The organism is Xanthomonas sp. NCPPB 901 (assembly GCF_056725085.1).
The window spans coordinates 2,794,909-2,814,250 of sequence record NZ_CM161511.1; the positions used below are offsets into that span (position 1 = coordinate 2,794,909).

Genomic DNA, 19,342 nt, shown 5'->3' on the forward strand with positions numbered 1-19,342 from the left:
CCCTGCCCCGCAGGCAGCGATGGTTCGTCCCTGCTCCTCTTCCAGGAATCCACGATGACCCGAGGCAAGCGCATCTACGTGCTGGATACCAACGTGCTGATGCACGATCCGACCGCGCTGTTCAAGTTCGAGGAACACGACGTGTTCCTGCCGATGCAGGTGATCGAGGAGCTGGACAATGCCAAGAAGGGCATGTCCGAGGTCAGCCGCAACGCGCGCCAGGTCAGCCGTTTCCTCAACGAGCTGATCGAGGGCGCCGGCGCCGAGCAGATCGAATCCGGCATTCCGCTCAGCCACCCGCAGGGCATCCAGCTCAAGAGCACCGGCAGCATCGGCCGGCTGTACTTCCAGGTGCGTCCGGTCGAGCCGGGGCGCAGCTTCGGCAGCGTCGCCCCGGACAACAAGATCCTGGCCGCGGTGCTGGCGCTGCGCGAGGAGCACCCGGAGGTTCCGGTGATCCTGGTGTCCAAGGACATCAACCTGCGGATCAAGGCCGCGATCAGCGGCCTGGTCGCCGAGGACTACGAGAACGACCGCGCGCTCGACGATTTCAGCCTGCTGTACACCGGCGCGATCGAACTGCCGGAGGATTTCTGGCAGAAGCACAACCAGGACCTGCGCAGCTGGAGCGACAAGGGCCGTACCTGCTACGAGATCGCCCTGGCCGCAGACGAGGACTGGTATCCGAACCAGTACCTGTACCTGCCCGGCGAGGACGAAGTGGAACTGCGCGTGGTCAAGGTCAACGCCGAGCGCAAGGCGACCCTGGCGCTGGTCGACGACTTCCGCAGCGGCCAGCACGCGGTGTGGGGCATCGCCGCACGCAACCGCGAACAGAACTTCGCGCTCAACGCGCTGATGGACCCGGAAATCGACTTCGTCACCCTGCTCGGCACCGCCGGCACCGGCAAGACCCTGCTGGCGCTGGCCGCCGGCCTGGCGCAGACCATGGACCAGCAGCGCTACCGCGAGATCATCATGACCCGCGCCACGGTCAGCGTCGGCGAGGACATCGGCTTCCTGCCCGGCACCGAGGAAGAGAAGATGACGCCGTGGATGGGCGCGCTCACCGACAACCTGGAAGTGCTCACCCACACCCAGGAAGGCGGCACCTGGGGCCGCCAGGCCACCAACGACCTGCTCGCCAGCCGCATCAAGATCCGCTCGATGAACTTCATGCGCGGGCGCACCTTCCTGTCGCGCTACCTGATCCTGGACGAAGCGCAGAACCTGACCCCGAAGCAGATGAAGACGCTGATCACCCGTGCCGGCCCCGGCACCAAGATCGTGTGCCTGGGCAACGTCGAACAGATCGACACGCCGTACCTGACCGAGACCACCTCCGGCCTGACCTACGCGGCGGACCGCTTCAAGGCCTGGCCGCACAGCGCGCACATCACCCTGCGCCGCGGCGAGCGCTCGCGCCTGGCCGACTACGCCTCGGAGGTCCTGTGACCGCGGCCGGCGCGCGCCTGGCCGGGGCGGCGCTGGCGATGGCGTTGCTCGGCGCCTGCGCCACCGCGCGCGGGCCGGCCACCGTGCCGACCGCGGTCAAGGCCGGGCAGTCGTGGATCGTCACCCGCAACAGCACCGCCGCGCAGGTACTGGACACCTGCGCGCGCGACAGCCCGGCGCACCACGACGGCGACGTCAGCGGCTACTGGATCCCGACCCCGGAACAGATCGCCGCGCTGGAGGCGCACCTGGCGCAACTGCAGCCGCAGATCGCCGACCCCAGCGCGTCCGATCGCCAGTACGTCGGCATCCTGTACCGCGGCAAGCAGGCGATCTACGTCAACGCCTTCGCGCCGGACGACAGCAGCGCGCGCGACCCCGCGGTCGACGCGGTCCGCGCCTGCGGCGGCGGCAGCCGCTTCTGGGGCGCGGTCTACGACCCGGCCAGCGCCCGCTTCTCCGAGATCGCGGTCAACGGCGCACGCTGAGATGGCCGCAGGCAGGCGCCCACGACGGCACGCCGATGCCGCCGCACACCGCGGCGGCCGCGCCGCGGCCGCACTGCGCACGGCATGAACCTGGAACTGCCACGCTGGGCCTGGGCCTTCGCCGGCGCGCTGGCCGCGGTCGCCGGCATGGTCAACGTGGTCGGCTATCTCGGCTTCGAGCACCAGGCGGTCACCCATCTCACCGGCACCACCACCCTGCTCGGCGCGGCCCTGGCCGACGGCGACGCGCGCGCCATCGCGCAACTGGCCGGCGTGGTCCTGGCCTTCCTCGGCGGGTCGATGCTCGGCGGCTTCATCGTGCAGGACAGCCGCCTGCGCCTGGGCCGCCGCTACGGCGTGGCGCTGGCGCTGGAAGCCTTGCTGCTGCTGGCGGCGATGCAGGCGTTCAAGCAGCAGCAACTGGCCGGCGCCGTGCTCGCCGCGATCGCCTGCGGCCTGCAAAACGCCACCACCACCGTCTACAGCGGCGCGGTGGTGCGCACCACCCACCTGACCGGCATGTTCACCGACCTGGGCATCGGCCTGGGCCAGGCGCTGCACGGCCTGCCGCTGCCGCGCCGGCGCATCCGCCTGAGCCTGCTGATCATCGGCGGTTTTCTGTGCGGCGGCGTGCTCGGCGCGTGGGCCTACCGACAGGTCGGCTTCGACGCCCTGCTGGGACCGGCCCTGCTGACCGGCACGGTCGGCACCCTGTACGCGCTGCAGGCGCACTACCGCAACCGCGAACGCTGAAGGCGGGCCCGCGCAAGGCGGCGCCCGGCGCGGTGCGGATTACCGATGCGCCACCGGGCAGGCCTGCGCCGCACACGTTCCAGGCGCATGACGCGGTATCGGCGCCGGCGCAAGCGGCACTCGAGCCGGGGACGTGGCCGCCGCCCGCCACGCGCGCTGGCACCCTACCGCGCGACGCCTGCCAGCGATGACCGGCACCGCGCGCCGGCGAGTGCATAACCCGCGCCAGCCCTGCACAATCGGCGCATGAGCGAACCCACCGTCGTCTCCGCGCTGAGCATCGCCGGCACCGATTCCGGCGGCGGTGCCGGCATCCAGGCCGATCTGAAGACCTTCGCCGCGCACCGCGTCCATGGGCTGTCGGCGGTGGCCGCGCTGACCGCGCAGCACACCCGCGGCGTCACCGCGGTGCACGTGCCGCCGCTGCCGTTCCTGCGCGCGCAGATCGACGCCTGCTTCGCCGACTTCGACATCGGCGCGGTCAAGCTCGGCATGCTCGCCAACGCCGAGGTGATCCACCTGGTCGCCGATGCACTGGAAGAGTACCGCCCGCCATGGGTGGTGCTGGACCCGGTGATGGTGGCCACCAGCGGCGCCACGCTGCTGCAGGACGACGCCCTGGACGCGCTGCGCAGCCGCCTGTTGCCGCTGGCGACGCTGGTGACGCCGAACGTGCCGGAAGCGCAACTGCTGCTCGGCCGCCCGATCGACACCGCCGACGACGCCGAGCACGCCACCGCGGCGCTGCTCGAGGCCGGCGCGCAGGCGGTGCTGCTGAAGGGCGGCCATTTGCGGGAAGGCCAGCGGGTGATCGACCGCTACGACGATGGCGTCAGCCGCAGCGAGTTCAGCCATGCGCGACTGGCGTTGGACGCGCACGGCACCGGCTGCACCCTGGCCGCGGCGATCGCCGCACAGCTGTGCCAGGGCCTGGCCTTGCCGGCCGCCTGCGAAGCGGCGATCGACTACGTGGCGCGCGCCTTGCGCGGCAGCTACCGGCCCGGCCGCGGCGACGTGGCGGTGCTGGACCATTTCGGCGCGGCGCGCGGCCCATGAGCGCGGCCCCCATCAGCGCGACGGCGATCGCCGAGCACGCCCTGCCCGTCGCCGCGACCGACGGCCATCGCTGGACCTTGCTGGCGCGCGTTCCCGCCGCGCCGCGGCAGGCGCTGCTGTGGCTGCCGGCGCTGGGCGTGGCCGCGCGCCACTACCTGCCGTTCGCCGAAGCGCTGGCCGCGCACGGCGTCGCCGTGTTCCTGCACGAATGGCGCGGCAACGGCAGCAGTGCGCTGCGGCCGTCGCGGCAGTGCGACTGGGGCTATCGCGCCCTGCTGCAGCTGGATCTGCCTGCCAGCCAGGCGGCGATCGCCGCGGCCGGCATCGCGCCGCCGCTGCTCGTCGGCGGCCACAGCCTCGGCGGACAGCTCGCCTGCTGCTACGCCAGCCTACAGCCGCAGGCCTTCGCCGCGCTGTGGCTGGTCGCCAGCGGCACGCCATACTGGCGGCGTTTTCCCGCACCGCGCGGCTATCTGCTGCCGTTGGCGTACCGCCTGCTGCCGTGGCTGGCGCAGCGCCAGGGCGTACTGCACGGCCGCCGCCTGGGCTTCGGCGGCACCGAGGCGCGGGGTCTGATCGCCGACTGGGCGCGCGTGGGCCGGAGCGGCCGCTACGCCGCGGCCGGCCTGGCCACCGATCTGGAAGCGCGTCTGGCGCAACTGGCGCTGCCGGTGCGCGGCGTGGTGCTGCAGGACGATTGGCTGGCGCCGGAAAGCTCGCTGCGCGGGTTGCTGGACAAACTCGCCGCACCGGCACCGCAGATGCAGATCCGCCGCCTGGATGCCGCGCAGCTGGGCGTGGCCGCCGACCACTTCGCCTGGATGAAGCGGCCCACGGCGGTGGCCGCGGCGCTCTTGGCCGAGGGTCGGTGAATTTTTTGGGAAAGAGCATTGACGGGCCAGATCGACTCCCGCATAATTCCGCTCCTGACGACGCGCCCGTAGCTCAGTTGGATAGAGTACCTGGCTACGAACCAGGCGGTCGGGAGTTCGAATCTCTCCGGGCGCACCAGTCAGATGAAAAACGACAAGCCAGCGCTTGTCGTTTTTTTTTGCCCTGGCGCCGCGATGCGATCGCTGCCGGCAGCACGCGATGGCGCACTCGCCCTCCAATGCCATGCGGACGACACGCAGGTGTAGACGAATCGCCGCAACTCGTGAATAATCCCGCGCCTGACAACGCGCCCGTAGCTCAGTTGGATAGAGTACCTGGCTACGAACCAGGCGGTCGGGAGTTCGAATCTCTCCGGGCGCACCAGTCAGATCAAAAACGACAAGCCAGCGCTTGTCGTTTTTTTTTGCCTGCGTGCCGGCGAACGCACACGCCACGCCACGCTGCGCGGCGACCTCGTGCGCCACGCCATGGCGCTGCGGCGCAACGCGGCACGCTTCGGCGACGTGCGCACCAGCTCCCCCACTCCACCGACGGCAATGCTCAACGCTGGCCGGTCGCCTCGCGAAACAGGTCGACCAGGGTGCGGCGCACCGCCTGTCGCGCGTCCGCGCCGCGGGCGACGGCGGGATCGGCCAGCAAGGGACAGGTGCCGGCGGGCACACGCCCGCCCATCACGTCCTCGCAGCGCGCCAACCAGGTGGCCTCGCCGGCGACGGCGCGCGCGTACAGCGCCTGGGCCTTGCCGCATTGCGCCGGCATGCCATCGGTACAGCCCATGGCATAGGCAAGGTAGGCGACGTAGTCGCGCGGCCAGGGCGTGCCGGATTGCGAGGGATCGTCTGCGGCCAGCACACGTTCGGCGAGCAGTGCACAGCCCTCGCCATCGATGAACGGCGCGGCATTGTGCAGGAAGCAGGCGCGCGCGAACCGCGACACCGCCAACGCCGGCTGCGGCGCCACGCCGATCCCGTCGCGATACAGCAGGCCCAGATACTTGCAGGCATACGGCCCCAGGCCGACATCGTCGGAATCGCACACGGCGCGCAGGCGGGGTTCCGCGGCAGCGCCGTCGCGCACCGCAGGATCGAGCAGATAGCGCTTGCCGGCCTCGTAGCAACCACCCTGCTGGAGACCGGCATCGCAGGAGCGCACGTAGGCGGCCAAGGCGGCAGCGCCGTCCTTGCGCCGCTCCGCCGCGACGCCATCTTCCCAGCAGCTGTCGACATTGTTGACCGGGACGCATGCCGCAGGCCCGGCGGCGGCCGCACCCCCGGCCTGCGCCGTGCCGTACGCCGGCGCCAGCAACAGCCCGACGGCAATCAGTCCCCACAGCCTCGCTCGCATCGCTGCGCTCCTTGCCTGCAATCCCTGCTTCGATGACGCAGCGTATGCCGATCCGGGACAGGCGAACAAGCCGCAGCGGGCGACGGCATGCCGCAACCAGGCGCCGCCGCGCGGCAGGCTCAGGCCGCGATCCGACGTCCCGATGACGGCGGGGGCGCGGAGCTGCCAGCATCCAGCGCGACCAGCGGATGGCCCGCCGCCCGCCACGCATCCAGGCCACCGCGCAGCGGCAGCACGTCCTGGAACTGGTGCTGGCGCAGGCGCTTGGCCAGCACCGCGGCCGAGACCTCGTTCGGGCAGGCGCAATAGATGACGATCCTGCGGTCGCGCGGCAAGCGCTCGACGAGCGCGTCGACCTGGCGATCGTCCACTTCCAGCGCGCCGGGGATCGCATACGGCTCCAGCCCGCGATAGCCCGGGGCGCGAATGTCCAGCAGCAGCGGCGGCGTCTCGCCCTGCAGCAGCGCATGCAGTTCGTCGACGTCGATGCGCAGGGTCTCCATCGCCTGGCGCAGCGTATGCCGGCGCCAGGCGCGGTAGCCCACGTACAGCGCCAGCAGGCCGAGCAGCAGCAGCGCCGCACGCCGGCCGAGCAGGCTCAGCCAGTCCAGCAGGGACTGCACCTGGTCGGCGAAGCACAGGCCCAGCAACAATCCGCCGCCGGCCCACAGCGCCGCCCCCAGCGCGTCGTAGCGCAGGAAGGCCGCCGGCCGCGTGCGCATCGCGCCGGCCATCGGCACCGACACCATCGACAACCCGGGCACGAACTTGGCCACCGCCAGCACGCGCACGCCCCAGCGCGCATAGAAGCGCTCGGTGCGCTTCATGCAGGTATCGCGCGACAACGACAGCCGGCACAGCGACTGCAGCGTGCGCGTGCCATAGCGGCGGCCGGCGCCGAACCACAGCAGGTCGCCGACCAGGCTGGCCGCGATCGACACCGACCACGCGCCGAGCAGCGCACCCCACATCGCCGACCCGTCGAGCAGCGCATAGGTCGCACCGACCAGGATCAGCGTGGGCAGCGCCGGCACCGGCAAGCCCAGCGACAAGGCCAGCACGTTGACGAAGACCAGCCCGAGTCCGTAGCGCGCAATCAGGTCCTGCATGGCATGCCGGGCGCAGAGAAGAGGAAGGGGATGCCGCGCATTATCCTCCCGGCACCCGCGGCGCGCGTGGGTGCCACGGCATCACTGGCGGAACAGACCCATCCATCGCCGCGCGCAGCGCATGCAGCGCGACGCGGCGAAGGCACCGGCGGTGCGCAACCAAGGGACCGGCACCCCTGCAAACCGCATGGCGCCGGTACGACGCAACGCACGGCCCACCTGCGGACAAGCGGCCCGCCATGCACCGAGACGACGCTGTACGCAACCAGCCAAGGCCGCGGTGGCCGCCGTGCCGCAACGCCCTGCCGACGACCAGGCCGCCGTCGTGCCGACCGGCATCACACGCCCTCGTCCAGCCGTAGCGCCATCTGCGCCAGCCACGCCGCGAACACCCCCGGCTGGCGCATCCGCGCGCGCCACCAGGCCAGCGCCGCGCCCTCCTCGCCGCTGCGCCAGGCCAGTTGGAACACCTCGTCCGGCTTCGGCTCCTCCACCGTCTTGCGCACCAGCGCACCGCGCGCCAGCGCCGCCCGCGCATAGGGCTCGGGCAGGAAGCCGAAACCGAGCCCGGCCAGCTGCAGCCGATACTTGCTGCGCATGTCCGGCACGGTCAGCGCGTCCTGGCCGAACAGCAGCCCGACGGTGCGCGGCAGCAGCCGCCGCGCCGAATCGGCCACGGCGATCGCGCGGTGCGCGCTCAACTGGCTGCGGCTCAGCGGTTCCGGCGCCTGCGCCAGCGGGTGCCCGGGCGCGACCGCGAACACGAACGGCAGCGAGCCGAGCGGCTCGGCCACGTAGCCGCCGCCGCTGGGGCCCTCGCCAGCCGCACCGACCAGCAGATCCACCCGCCGGTCCAGCAGCGCCTCCCACGTGCCGGACAGCGATTCCTGCACCACCCGCAGCCGGGTGCAATCGGCAACCGCGTAGAACGCCGCCATGTCCTGCGCCAGGCATTCCGGCGCGAACACCGCATCCAGGCCCAGCGCGAACTCGGTCTCCCAGCCGGAGGCGACGCGGCGCACGCGCAGCTCCAGGTCGCCGGCCGCGCGCAGCAGGTGCCGGCCTTCGCGCAGCAGCTCGGCGCCCGCGGCGGTCGGTACCGCCTTCGGCCCCAGGCGCTCGAACAACTGTACGCCCAGGTCCTCCTCGAGCTTGGCGACCGTGTAGGAAATGGTCGAGGGCACCTTGTGCAAGGCCTTGCCGGCGGCCGAGAACGAGCCGCGACGGTCGATGGCGTCGAGGATCTGCAGGGCATCGAGACTGAGCTTGAGCATTCGAATTTTTCGATGATGGATGCCGAATCTATCCGTTTTTCAAACCCGGCGACAGCGCCGATACTTGTCTCCAATCCGAAGCGCGCGCCGATTCGGCCCTTTTCGATTCACTTGCATATCCAAGCCACCAAGGAGCCTCCCATGTTGCAGATCCGCCCCGCCAATACCCGTGGCCGCGCCGAACACGGCTGGCTGTCCTCGCGCCACACCTTCTCCTTCGGCCACTACCACGACCCGCGCCACATGGGCTTCGGGCCGCTGCGGGTGATCAACGAAGACCGCGTGCAGCCCGGCGAGGGCTTCGGCACCCACGCCCATCGCGATATGGAGATCCTGTCCTACGTGGTCGATGGCGCGCTCGAGCACAAGGACAGCATGGGCAACGGCTCGGTGCTGCGCTACGGCGACGTACAGCGCATGAGCGCCGGCTCCGGGGTCACCCACAGCGAGTTCAACCACTCCGCCAGCGCGCCGGTGCACTTCCTGCAGATCTGGGTGCTGCCCGAGCGCGCCGGGATCGCGCCGGGCTACGAGGAAAAGCACTTCACCCCGGACAGCAAGCGCGGCCAGTTGCGCCTGATCGCCGCCCCGCAGGGCGAGGACGGCGCGGTGCGCATCCACCAGGACGCGCGCATCTACGCCTCGATCCTCGACGGCGATGCGCGCCTGGACTATCCGCTGGCGGCCGGGCGCGGCGCCTATGTGCAGGTGGTGCGCGGCACGCTGAGCGTCAACGGCCAGACCCTGCAGGCCGGCGACGCCCTCCAGGCGGTCGACGAGGCCAGCCTGCAGTTCGCCGACGCCCAGGACAGCGAGTTCCTGCTGTTCGACCTGCCGCGCTGAGTGCGTCGGGCAACGTCGCGCCCGGGGCCATCCCGGACCGGGCGGATGGGGCGCGCGCCACCTGCCCACGCCACGGCGCCATGGCGTCGCCGCGCGGGTCGCTGCATCGGCTGCAGGTCGCGCTCGCGTCCTCACGCCACCCTCGGCACCCCGTAACGCGTCCTGCACGGCCTCCGCGTCAATGCTTCCGCTCTCCCTCCCCTACTGCCGGCATGCCGGCCGAGAGCCTGCCGATGCGCCACCCCACCAGCGCCGCCTATGCCACCCCCTCGCGCATCCGCGAAGGGCGTCCCTTTCCGCGCGGCGCCGTGTTCGATGGACAGGGCACCAACTTCGCCCTGTTCTCGGCGCATGCCACCCGCGTGGAGCTGTGCCTGTTCGACGAGGCCGGCACCGAGACGCGGCTGGACCTGCCCGAGTACACCAACGAAATCTGGCACGGCTACCTGCCCGACGTGAAGCCGGGCCAGCGCTACGGCTACCGCGTGCACGGCCCGTACGCGCCCAGCGAAGGCCATCGCTTCAATCCCAACAAGCTGCTGCTCGACCCCTATGCGCGCGAACTCGAGGGCGACCTGATCTGGGCCGACGAGCTGTACGGCTACACCGTCGGCCATCCGGACGGAGACCTCAGCTTCGACGAACGCGACAGCGCGCCGTTCATGCCCAAGTGCGTGGTGGTCGAGGACACCTATGACTGGGAGGACGACGTGCGCCTGCTCACGCCGTGGAACCAGACCCTGGTCTACGAAACCCACGTGCGCGGCTACACCATGCGCCACCCGCAGGTGCCGGAGGAGCTGCGCGGCACCTGTGCCGGACTGGCCCAGGAAGCGGTGCTGCGCTACATCAAGGAACTGGGCGTCAGCGCGGTGGAACTGCTGCCGGTCCACGCCTATCTCGACGACCAGCACCTGCTCGACAAGGACCTGCGCAACTACTGGGGCTACAACACGCTCGGCTTCTTCGCGATCAAGTCGCGCTACCTGGCCAGCGGCCACCGCGACGAGTTCCGCGACATGGTCAAGGCCATGCACCGCCAGGGCCTGGAAGTGATCCTCGACGTGGTCTACAACCACACCGCCGAAGGCAGCGAACTGGGCCCCACCCTGTCCTTCCGCGGCATCGACAACGCCAGCTACTACCGCCTGGCCGAGGACAAGCGCTACTACATCAACGACACCGGCACCGGCAACACGCTCAACCTGAGCAATTCGCGGGTGATCCAGTTCGTCAACGACTCGCTGCGCTATTGGGCAGGCGAGATGCACGTGGACGGCTTCCGCTTCGATCTGGCCACCATCCTCGGCCGCGAGCCGACCGGCTTCGACCAGCGCGGCGGCTTCCTCGACGCCTGCAATCAGGATCCGTTGCTGTCGCAGGTCAAGCTGATCGCCGAGCCCTGGGACTGCGGTCCCGGCGGCTACCAGGTCGGACACTTCCCGCCGGGCTGGTCGGAGTGGAACGACAAGTTCCGCGACAACGCCCGCGCGTTCTGGAAGGGCGACGAGGGCAAGCTCGCCGAGTTCGCCACCCGCTTCACCGGCTCGGCCGACCTGTTCGACCGGCGCGGGCGGCGGCCGTGGGCCTCGGTGAACTTCATCACCGCGCACGACGGCTTCACCCTGCACGACCTGGTCAGCTACAACGGCAAGCACAACGACGCCAACGGCGAGGACAACCGCGACGGCTCCGACCACGACAGCTCGTGCAACTACGGCGCCGAGGGGGACACCGAGGACGCCGGCATCCTGCAACTGCGCGAGCGGCAGATGAAGAACCTGCTGGCGACGCTGCTGCTGTCGCAGGGCACGCCGATGCTGCTGGCCGGCGACGAGCGCGCGCAGACCCAGGGCGGCAACAACAACACCTATTGCCAGGACAACGAGATCACCTGGATCGACTGGAAGCGCGACCCGACCGAGGGCCGCCTCACCGCCTTCGTCAAGGCGCTGAGCGCGCTGCGCCGACGCTATCCCATCCTCACCCGCGGCCGCTTCCTCAACGGCCAGTACAACGAGGAAGCCGGCGTGCGCGACCTCACCTGGCTCAATCCCGGCGGCACCGAGATGGACGAGGCGCACTGGACCGATGCCGGCGCACGCTCGGTCGGCCTGTTGCTGGAAGGTAAGGCGCAGACCTCAGGCGTCAAGGAACTGGCCAACGACGCCACCTTGCTGATCGTCATCAATGCCTACCACGAAGGCGTGAGCTTCGTGCTGCCCTCCTCCGAGGAGCAACTGCACTGGAAGCTGGTGCTGTCCACCGACGACGCGCTGCAGGTCGACAGCATGCCGACTGACGCCAGCGAGTTCCTGGCGCCGCCGCGCAGCGTCAGCGTGTTCGAGTGCCAGGCGCCGGGCGCTTAACGGGCGCACACCACCGCACGCTCGACAGCGGACGATATCGCGCGTCGCCAGCAATCAGGTGTTGGCGACGCGCGGGGGCGTGCTCTCGTGCGCTGACAGCACGCGCGCGCGGGGGGATAGGCATATGGCGTCGCTGGCACTCTTGCTGCGAGCAAGGTAATGCGTGCGACGCGATGCGCAGTGGTGTCGGTAGGTCCACAAGCCTGCCCTGCCCGCGCAAACGCACCGACTGACGACATCGACCGCCGCTTTTGCATGCGTTCAATCGTGGCATCCGGCTTCTACGGAAGGTCGCGCGCAGACATGAGCAAGCGAACAGGAGTGATGGAGCGATGTCTTCACCGCGCGAGCGTGTCGCACTCGACCTGACGCTCCCTCGCAGCAATCGCCAGACAACCTCCGATACGAGACCACGAATGCGAATGCAGTGATGCTCGGACAGGACCTGGCGGCGAGACTAGGCACCAGCAAAGACGCGCGTACCGATTGCAGCGCGCGCGGCCACGCACAGATCGGTCGCAACCCCGCTTGGCGAATCAGCGCGTCATCTTCGCAGCCTGCAGACCGGCAACCGCGTCCTGCAGTGCACATGGCCTGCATGGCCTTTGGCACGGTGCCCGAGCGTGGCAGCTCGCTACGCTGAGCGTCCACTCATCGCACCGCCCGGCATGCACCACTCGACCCAAGGCACCATCCACGCGACTCCCGGCATCTCCGTGATGCGCCATCCACTGCTGCGCATCGCGCTGAGCGCGGCGATCCTCGTGCTGGCGTCCTATCCCTGGCTGCCGTTCCCCTGGCGCATGCCCGTCGTCGGCCTGCTCGGGCTGGCGCTGGTGTGGCTGGAGACGCGCACGCTCGCAGCCTGCGGCGTGCAGCGACCGCGCGTCGGCGCACTGCTGGGCTGGACGGCGCTGCTGGTGCTGTTGACGATCGGCTGCATCACGCCGGTGCTGCAGCCGCTGATCGACACCCTCACCGGGCACAAGACCGACTACAGCGCCTACGGCGCGCTCAAGGGCAACGTCCAGGCCACGACCCATTTGATCGGCGCGGCATGGCTGAGCGCGGCGCTCGGCGAAGAACTGGTGTTCCGTGCCTTCCTGATGCACCAACTCGATGCGCTGCTCGGGCGCCTGCGCGGCGGCCGCTGGATCGCCGCGCTGGCCGGCGGCGTGGTGTTCGGCCTGATGCACGCCGCGCAAGGCGCCTCCGGCATCCTGCTGACCGGCGTGGTCGGCATGCTGTTCGGCTATGCCTATCTGCGTTCCAGGCGCAACCTGTGGGCGATGATCCTCGCGCACGGCCTGATCGACACCTGGGGCGTAGCCACCCTGTATCTCGGCTGGTACTGAACGCGCAGCGCAAGCGTCGGCGCGCAACCCGTCCGCCGCCTAAATGGCGCATGCGAGTCCACCCAATTTTCACTCGCGCGCCACCGGCCGGCGCGCAGCTTGGCGATGCCCACTTGAGGGCATCCCTACTGCGGAGTCAACGATGGACAAGAATCGCACCGAAGGCGCCAAGAACCAGATCAAGGGCACCATCAAGGAAGTCGCCGGCAAGGTCACCGGCAACAAGATGAAGGAAGTCGAAGGCAAGTTGCAGAAGAATGCCGGCAAGGTACAAAGCGAAGTGGGCAAGGCGCGCGACCACGCGCGCGGCTGAGTTTCAGGCCTTCGTGCTCCCTTGCCTTCCAGGGCCGGGGAGCTTCTGGGAACGACTGGCACGTTGCCGACGCGCTGATCTGCCGATTCGCCCGGCGCCATAGATTCTCAGGAGTCGCACACGTCTTGGAATTGGTTGTGAATCGAACGCGGCATCGCAATCACTGCCGCGTTCAATCCGCTGTGTCGCAACGTCCAGTCGACGACGTGCATGGCGATCAGACATCAGAACGTCCTGAAGTCGCTTGCCGCTCCTATGCTCATGGGCCGTGTCGGCAGCGCTATGAGGCACCGCGCATTGCGGGCTCGACTGCGCTCGGAAGCAGCTGTGTATCGCCCTAGCAGGTCGGTGCGGATGTGATCTAGCCGATAGTGCTGTGTTGGAACTGCATGCTGCATGCCAGCCCACGCGAGGTGGCGCCATTCCATGCACACACCGCCATGCTGGCGCTCGCGACGCGCCCGCATTGGTGGATGTTTCGCCAAGGCGCGATGGACTGCGGACGGCCCCCGCCGCGATCCAAACACTGGACGCCGCGCTGGCGCTGAGCGACGCGCTTCACCTACGTCTCTCCGATATCGCTGCACGGCTGCACGCTGTGGTCAGTTGCCGAAACAGCGACAGATCCTTGGCCTCGTCTCTCCAATGACCCGCACAAGGCTGCACCTGAGCGCTTCACGCGCTTGAGGCCAGAACTCATCAAGCGATGACCTGCCCTCCGACTCCTCACCAGCTCCTCCAGCGCCGACCCTGGCGGCCGTTCCTGATGCCTGATGCGCTACGAAGGCTTGAGGCACCGCAAGCAGCAGCGCATCGCACGCATGGCGCGATCGCACGTCGTGCCGGCACTGCGCTTGATCACCTTGCGCCCGAAGCGTGCCTGCAGGTCAGCAGGAACGCGCAAACGAACGTAGTAGCGGCCGGTCTCGCCGCGCGTGAGGGAGTGCGCTACTCGCATGGAAGTGTCCAAGCGAGTGTCCAAGGTGGCGAAAAAGAAAAACGCCCACAAATCGTTGATTTGCGGGCGTTTCTTTGACACTGGCGGAGTGAGAGGGATTCGAACCCTCGATAGAGCTTTTGACCCTATACTCCCTTAGCAGGGGAGCCCCTTCAGCCACTCGGGCATCACTCCGGATTTATGCGCTGCGGATATTCCGCGACCGGGCGCGAAGAATACCGGGTTATGGGGCCTCAGGTAAACCCTTTCCGCGCATCAATCGGCAGATTGATCGCCGTGACCGCCGCCGTGCGAGCTGGGCTCGTCACCGCGCTGGATGCGCTGGTAGATCTCCTCGCGATGCACCGCGACGTCCTTCGGCGCAGTGATGCCGATACGCACTTGATTGCCCTTGACCCCAAGCACCGTCACGGTGACCGAATCGCCGATCATCAAGGTTTCGCCTACCCGGCGAGTCAGGATCAACATTTTTAAAATTCTCCAGGGAACCGGTGGGTCTCACCGGCACGGCGCCCGCACTGCGGCACGCCTCATAATGAAAGTGAAAAGAGGGGTGATGTTACGGGAAGCCGCGCCTTGCCAGCAAGGCGCGCGGCTTTGATGTTCAGGGGAGATGTTGCTTGACCCAGGCGGGGACGCCCGCGAGCGCAGGAGCAAGGGCGGGCCCGTCCTCGCCACCACCCTGGGCGAGATCCGGGCGGCCGCCGCCCTTGCCCGAGATCTGACCGGCGATGTGGCTCAACAGTTCCCCGGCCTTGACCCGTCCCATTGGGCTGCCGTTCACGCCGGCGACCAGGGCGACCTTGCCCTCGCTGGCGCCGGCCAACACGATCACGCTGTCGCCCAGTTGCTGCTTCAGGCGGTCCATCGCGTCGCGCAGGGCCTTGGCGTCGAAGCCTTCCAGCCGCACCGCGAGGACCTTCACGCCGGCAACGTCGACCGCCGATCCGGCCAGGTCGGCGGTGGCGCCGGACGCCAGCTTGGCCTTCAGCGCCTCCAGTTCCCGCTCCATGCGCTTGTAGCGGTCGCCGAGCTGGCGGATCTTGTCGACCACGTCATGGCTGTTGCCGCCGACCAGATCGGCCGCCTCGCGCAGCCGGGCCTCTTCGGCCGCCACGTAGTCCAGCGCGCCCTGCCCGGTCACCGCCTCGATGCGGCGCACGCCGGCCGACACGCCGCCCTCGCTGGTGATCTTGAACAGGCCAATGTCGCCGGTTCGGCCGACATGCGTGCCGCCGCACAGTTCGGTGGAATAGTCGCCCATCTTGAGCACGCGCACGCGCTCGCCGTACTTCTCGCCGAACAGCGCCATCGCCCCGAAATCCAGCGCTTCCTGCATGCCCATCTGATGCACTTCGGCGGCATTGTTGGCGCGGACCTGTTGATTGACCTTGCGCTCGATCAGCGCCAGTTCCTCGGCCCCGATCGGCTGGAAGTGCGAGAAGTCGAAGCGCAGGCGGTCCGGCGCCACCAGCGAGCCCTTCTGCTGCACGTGGGTGCCCAACACCTCGCGCAGGGCCGCATGCAGCAGGTGCGTCGCCGAATGGTTGAGGATGGTGGCGCCGCGACGTTCGGCATCGACCTGGCCGGCGAGCACGTCGCCGATCTTCAGGCTGCCTTCTTCCAGCGTGCCGACATGGCCATGGAACTGGCCGGCGAATTTCTGCGTGTCGGTGACCGCCAGGCGGGTGCCGGCGGCGGTCAATGTGCCGAGATCGCCGACCTGGCCGCCGGATTCGGCATAGAACGGGGTCTTGTCGGTCAACACGATCACCGCGTCGCCGGCCTGGGCCGACTGCACCGGGCGACCGTCCTTGAGCAGGGCGACCACGCGCAGGCCATCGGCCTGCAGGCTGTCGTAGCCCAGGAACACGGTTGGGGCCAGGGTCGCCACCAGGTCCGCCGGCAGCTGCACGCCGCCGCCGAACTTGCCGGCTTCGCGCGCACGCCGGCGCTGCTCGTCCATCGCCGTCTCGAAGCCCTGCTCGTCCACGCGCAAGGCGCGCTCGCGGGCGATGTCCTGGGTCAGGTCCAGCGGGAAGCCGTAGGTGTCGTAGAGGCGGAAGGCGTCTTCGCCGGCGATCACCCCATCCCGCGCCTTGGCGGCGACGTCCTCGAAGATCTTCATGCCGGCATCGAGGGTTTCGGCGAAACGCTCCTCCTCGGCCTGCAGGGCACGCAGGACGGTGTCCTGGGCCGCGGCCAGTTCCGGATAGGCCTCGCCCATCAGCTCCACCAGGGTCGGCACCAGCTTGCTGAAGAACGGCTGGCGCACGCCGAGCATCCAGCCATGGCGCAGGGCGCGGCGGATGATCCGGCGCAGCACGTAGCCGCGGCCTTCGTTGGACGGCAGCACGCCGTCGACGATCAGGAACGCGCAGGCGCGGATATGGTCGGCGATCACGCGCAGCGACTTGTTTTCCAGGTCGGCGGTGCCGGTCAGCTCGGACGCCTTGCGAATCAGCGTCTGGAACAGGTCGATCTCGTAGTTGGTGTGCACGTGCTGCAGGATCGCCGCCAGGCGTTCCAGGCCCATGCCGGTGTCCACGCAAGGCGCCGGCAGCGGCACCAGGGTGCCGTCTGGCTGGCGGTCGAACTGCATGAACACCAGATTCCAGATCTCGATGAAGCGGTCGCCGTCCTCGTCGGGCGATCCCGGCGGACCGCCGGCGATGTGCGCGCCGTGGTCGTAGAAGATCTCGGTGCACGGGCCGCAGGGACCGGTGTCGGCCATCTGCCAGAAGTTGTCCGAGGCGTAGGGCGCGCCCTTGTTGTCGCCGATGCGCACGATGCGCTCGGCGGGAACGCCGATCATGTCGCGCCACAATGCATAGGCCTCGTCGTCGGTGTGGTAGACGGTGACCAGCAGGCGCTCGGCCGGCAGCTTCCAGACCTGGGTCAGCAGCTCCCAGGCCCAGGCAATGGCGTCCTTCTTGAAGTAGTCGCCGAACGACCAGTTGCCGAGCATTTCGAAGAAGGTGTGATGACGTGCGGTATAGCCGACCGAATCGAGGTCGTTGTGCTTGCCGCCGGCGCGCAGACAGCGCTGCACGTCCGCCGCACGCACGTAGCTACGCTTCTCGGCGCCCAGGAACACGTCCTTGAACTGCACCATGCCGGAGTTGGTGAACAGCAGCGTCGGATCGTTGCCGGGCACCAGCGGCGCGGACGGCACGATGGTATGGCCCTTCCCCTTGAAGAAATCGAGGAAGTCGCTACGGATCTGGGAGGTGGAGAATTTGGCGGGTGCGTTCATGGGCTGGCTATAGACGAGCGGACGGGCTTCCTGGAGCTCCCTCATAAGTGAGGGCGCCAAGGAAACCGGACAAGACAACCCGCCAAGGGTAGCAGGCCCGGCCCGCTCAGTCCTCCGCAGCGTCGCGCACTGCGGCGCGGATGCTGTCCCCGTCGAAGCCGCGCCGCGCCAGCAGATCGGCGGCCTTGCGCCGCTGCGGCAGGTCCATCGCCCCGGCAGCGCCGAAGCGACGCCGGACCAGATCGCGGGCGTTTTCGGTCCAATCGCCCTCGAAGGCCCCCATCGCGGTGGCGATGGCCTCGCTGTCCAGGCCGTGGGTGCCGAGTTCGGCGCGGATATGCAAAGGGCCGTAACCTGCTCCGGCGCGGCTGCGCACCAGCAGTTCGGCGAAACGGCCATCGTCCTGCCAGCCCTCGTCGCTCAGGCGCTCCACCGCCGCTGCGGCGGCCTCGGCCTCCACCCCACGCGCACGCAGCTTGCGGGTCAGTTCCTTGCGCGAATGCTCGCGCCGCACCAGCAGGCCCAGCGCTTTCTGCAGCGGCGTCTGCTCCGCTTGCCGGCGACGCCGGCGTGGTTCCTGCGCGTGTTCGTCGCTCATGCGCCAGCCACCCTACTCTCGAAATGCGCCGTCCCTGGCGCGCGCCCTCCTGGCTTGCTCAAGACTGCCGAGGGAGACGAGCGGCACTGACTCCACCGCTCCCCCGGCAGAAAACCATTACGCGTCGTCGTCTTCCGCCTCGGCCTCGCTGGGGGCGATTTCCGTGGGCTGGAACTTCTCGCGCAGCTCGCCTTCCAGCTTGGCCGCGACCTGCGGGTTGTCGCGCAGGTAACCGCGGGCGTTGTCCTTGCCCTGGCCGATGCGCTCGCTGCCGTAGCTGTACCAGGCACCGGCCTTCTCGACCAGCTTTGCTTCCACGCCCATGTCGATCAGTTCGCCCTCGCGGCTGATGCCTTCGCCGTAGAGGATTTCGGTGATGACCTGCTTGAACGGAGGCGCCAGCTTGTTCTTGACGACCTTGATCTTGGTCTGGTTGCCGATGATCTCGTCGCCCTTCTTGATCGCGCCGATGCGGCGGATGTCCAGGCGCACCGAGGCATAGAACTTCAGCGCATTGCCGCCGGTGGTGGTTTCCGGGCTCTGGCCCGGCATCATCACGCCGATCTTCATGCGCAACTGGTTGATGAACACCACCAGGGTGTTGGAGCGCTTGATGTTGCCGGTGAGCTTGCGCAGCGCCTGGCTCATCAGGCGCGCCTGCAGGCCCGGCAACTGGTCGCCCATCTCGCCCTCGATTTCGGCCTTCGGGGTCAGCGCGGCGACCGAGTCGACCACCACAATGTCCACCGAACCGGAACGCACCAGCATGTCGGCGATTTCCAGCGCCTGCTCGCCGGTGTCCGGCTGCGACAGCAACAGCTCGTCGACGTTGACGCCCAGCTTGGCGGCGTAGATCGGGTCCAGCGCATGCTCGGCGTCGATGAACGCGGCGGTGCCGCCGTTCTTCTGGCACTGGGCGATGGCCTGCAGGGTCAGGGTGGTCTTGCCCGAGGATTCCGGACCGTAGATCTCGACCACGCGGCCCTTCGGCAGGCCGCCGATGCCCAGCGCGATGTCCAGCATCAGCGAGCCGGTCGGAATCACTTCCACCGCTTCGATGACGCGATCGCCCATCCGCATCACCGAGCCCTTGCCGAACTGCTTCTCGATCTGGCTCAGGGCGGCAGCAAGCGCGCGCTTCTTGTTCTCGTCCATTGTGGTGTCCTTGGAAGGTGAGGAGGATTTGCGGAGTGAGGTCAATGTAAGGGCCTGGTATCGCACGGACTGAGACAGTGCGTGGCGAGATGAAAATAATTCGTCCGGACCGGGCAACGGCA

General features: G+C 68.8%; 17 protein-coding genes and 3 tRNA genes. 11 read left to right on the forward strand and 9 right to left on the reverse strand.

Annotated features, from left to right (window positions below; all coding sequences use genetic code 11):
* Window positions 1-54 precede the first annotated feature (54 nt).
* The 7 genes from AC1PME_RS11650 (at window position 55) to AC1PME_RS11680 (ending at window position 5,009) form a co-directional block, all read left to right on the forward strand.
* Window positions 55-1,455, forward strand: a complete 1,401-nt coding sequence (locus AC1PME_RS11650) for a PhoH family protein (protein ID WP_481095968.1) — start codon at window positions 55-57, stop codon at window positions 1,453-1,455.
* A gap of 38 nt (window positions 1,456-1,493) precedes the next feature.
* Window positions 1,494-1,943 (forward strand): hypothetical protein, encoded by a 450-nt coding sequence (locus tag AC1PME_RS11655; protein WP_254461414.1) that lies wholly within the window; start codon window positions 1,494-1,496, stop codon window positions 1,941-1,943.
* Between the two features lie 84 nt (window positions 1,944-2,027).
* Window positions 2,028-2,696, forward strand: a complete 669-nt coding sequence (locus AC1PME_RS11660; RefSeq protein ID WP_307550793.1) for a YoaK family protein — start codon at window positions 2,028-2,030, stop codon at window positions 2,694-2,696.
* A gap of 246 nt (window positions 2,697-2,942) precedes the next feature.
* Window positions 2,943-3,752 carry a bifunctional hydroxymethylpyrimidine kinase/phosphomethylpyrimidine kinase gene (gene thiD, locus AC1PME_RS11665; RefSeq protein WP_307550794.1) on the forward strand — a complete coding sequence of 270 codons (810 nt, stop codon included), beginning with the start codon at window positions 2,943-2,945 and terminating at the stop codon, window positions 3,750-3,752.
* Window positions 3,749-4,624 (forward strand): alpha/beta hydrolase family protein, encoded by an 876-nt coding sequence (locus AC1PME_RS11670; protein ID WP_481095969.1) that lies wholly within the window; start codon window positions 3,749-3,751, stop codon window positions 4,622-4,624. Before thiD ends, AC1PME_RS11670 begins: the two co-directional genes overlap by 4 nt.
* A 62-nt stretch (window positions 4,625-4,686) precedes the next feature.
* Window positions 4,687-4,763, forward strand: a tRNA-Arg gene (locus AC1PME_RS11675).
* A 169-nt stretch (window positions 4,764-4,932) separates the two neighbouring features.
* Window positions 4,933-5,009: transfer RNA gene (locus tag AC1PME_RS11680), tRNA-Arg, on the forward strand.
* 177 nt (window positions 5,010-5,186) lie between these two features.
* Here AC1PME_RS11680 and AC1PME_RS11685 read toward each other — a convergent pair.
* From AC1PME_RS11685 to AC1PME_RS11695, 3 genes are all read right to left on the reverse strand, one after another.
* Window positions 5,187-6,059: a hypothetical protein gene (locus tag AC1PME_RS11685; RefSeq protein WP_481095970.1), complete on the reverse strand. Its 873-nt coding sequence runs from the start codon at window positions 6,057-6,059 to the stop codon at window positions 5,187-5,189.
* 50 nt (window positions 6,060-6,109) lie between these two features.
* Entirely contained in the window at window positions 6,110-7,099 is a 990-nt protein-coding gene (locus AC1PME_RS11690) for a DedA family protein/thiosulfate sulfurtransferase GlpE (protein WP_481095971.1), read from the reverse strand.
* Window positions 7,100-7,437: 338 nt separating this feature from the next.
* Window positions 7,438-8,373 carry a LysR substrate-binding domain-containing protein gene (locus tag AC1PME_RS11695; RefSeq protein ID WP_254458189.1) on the reverse strand — a complete coding sequence of 312 codons (936 nt, stop codon included), beginning with the start codon at window positions 8,371-8,373 and terminating at the stop codon, window positions 7,438-7,440.
* A gap of 141 nt (window positions 8,374-8,514) precedes the next feature.
* On the opposite strand from AC1PME_RS11695, the gene AC1PME_RS11700 reads away from it, so the two are divergent.
* The 4 genes from AC1PME_RS11700 to AC1PME_RS11715 all read left to right on the forward strand — a co-directional run bounded on the left by AC1PME_RS11700 (window position 8,515) and on the right by AC1PME_RS11715 (window position 13,253).
* Entirely contained in the window at window positions 8,515-9,216 is a 702-nt protein-coding gene (locus AC1PME_RS11700; protein WP_254458190.1) for a pirin family protein, read from the forward strand.
* 233 nt (window positions 9,217-9,449) lie between these two features.
* Window positions 9,450-11,585, forward strand: a complete 2,136-nt coding sequence (gene glgX / locus AC1PME_RS11705) for a glycogen debranching protein GlgX (RefSeq protein WP_481095972.1) — start codon at window positions 9,450-9,452, stop codon at window positions 11,583-11,585.
* An 803-nt stretch (window positions 11,586-12,388) separates the two neighbouring features.
* Entirely contained in the window at window positions 12,389-12,940 is a 552-nt protein-coding gene (locus tag AC1PME_RS11710) for a CPBP family intramembrane glutamic endopeptidase (RefSeq protein WP_481098103.1), read from the forward strand.
* 142 nt (window positions 12,941-13,082) lie between these two features.
* Window positions 13,083-13,253, forward strand: coding sequence for a CsbD family protein (locus tag AC1PME_RS11715; protein WP_254458192.1), 171 nt, complete (start codon window positions 13,083-13,085; stop codon window positions 13,251-13,253).
* Between the two features lie 778 nt (window positions 13,254-14,031).
* Here AC1PME_RS11715 and AC1PME_RS11720 read toward each other — a convergent pair.
* The 6 genes from AC1PME_RS11720 to recA all read right to left on the reverse strand — a co-directional run bounded on the left by AC1PME_RS11720 (window position 14,032) and on the right by recA (window position 19,220).
* Window positions 14,032-14,211, reverse strand: coding sequence for a DUF6538 domain-containing protein (locus AC1PME_RS11720; protein ID WP_481098104.1), 180 nt, complete (start codon window positions 14,209-14,211; stop codon window positions 14,032-14,034).
* Window positions 14,212-14,292: 81 nt separating this feature from the next.
* Window positions 14,293-14,385: transfer RNA gene (locus AC1PME_RS11725), tRNA-Ser, on the reverse strand.
* Between the two features lie 81 nt (window positions 14,386-14,466).
* A complete protein-coding gene (csrA, locus tag AC1PME_RS11730; protein WP_254458194.1) occupies window positions 14,467-14,679 on the reverse strand; it encodes a carbon storage regulator CsrA in 213 nt (70 codons plus the stop codon).
* A gap of 136 nt (window positions 14,680-14,815) precedes the next feature.
* A complete protein-coding gene (alaS, locus tag AC1PME_RS11735) occupies window positions 14,816-17,467 on the reverse strand; it encodes an alanine--tRNA ligase (protein WP_254458195.1) in 2,652 nt (883 codons plus the stop codon).
* A 106-nt stretch (window positions 17,468-17,573) separates the two neighbouring features.
* On the reverse strand, window positions 17,574-18,065 hold the full coding sequence (gene recX, locus AC1PME_RS11740; protein ID WP_307550808.1) for a recombination regulator RecX: 492 nt from the start codon (window positions 18,063-18,065) through the stop codon (window positions 17,574-17,576).
* A gap of 117 nt (window positions 18,066-18,182) precedes the next feature.
* Window positions 18,183-19,220, reverse strand: coding sequence for a recombinase RecA (gene recA / locus AC1PME_RS11745; RefSeq protein WP_254458197.1), 1,038 nt, complete (start codon window positions 19,218-19,220; stop codon window positions 18,183-18,185).
* Window positions 19,221-19,342 lie beyond the last annotated feature (122 nt).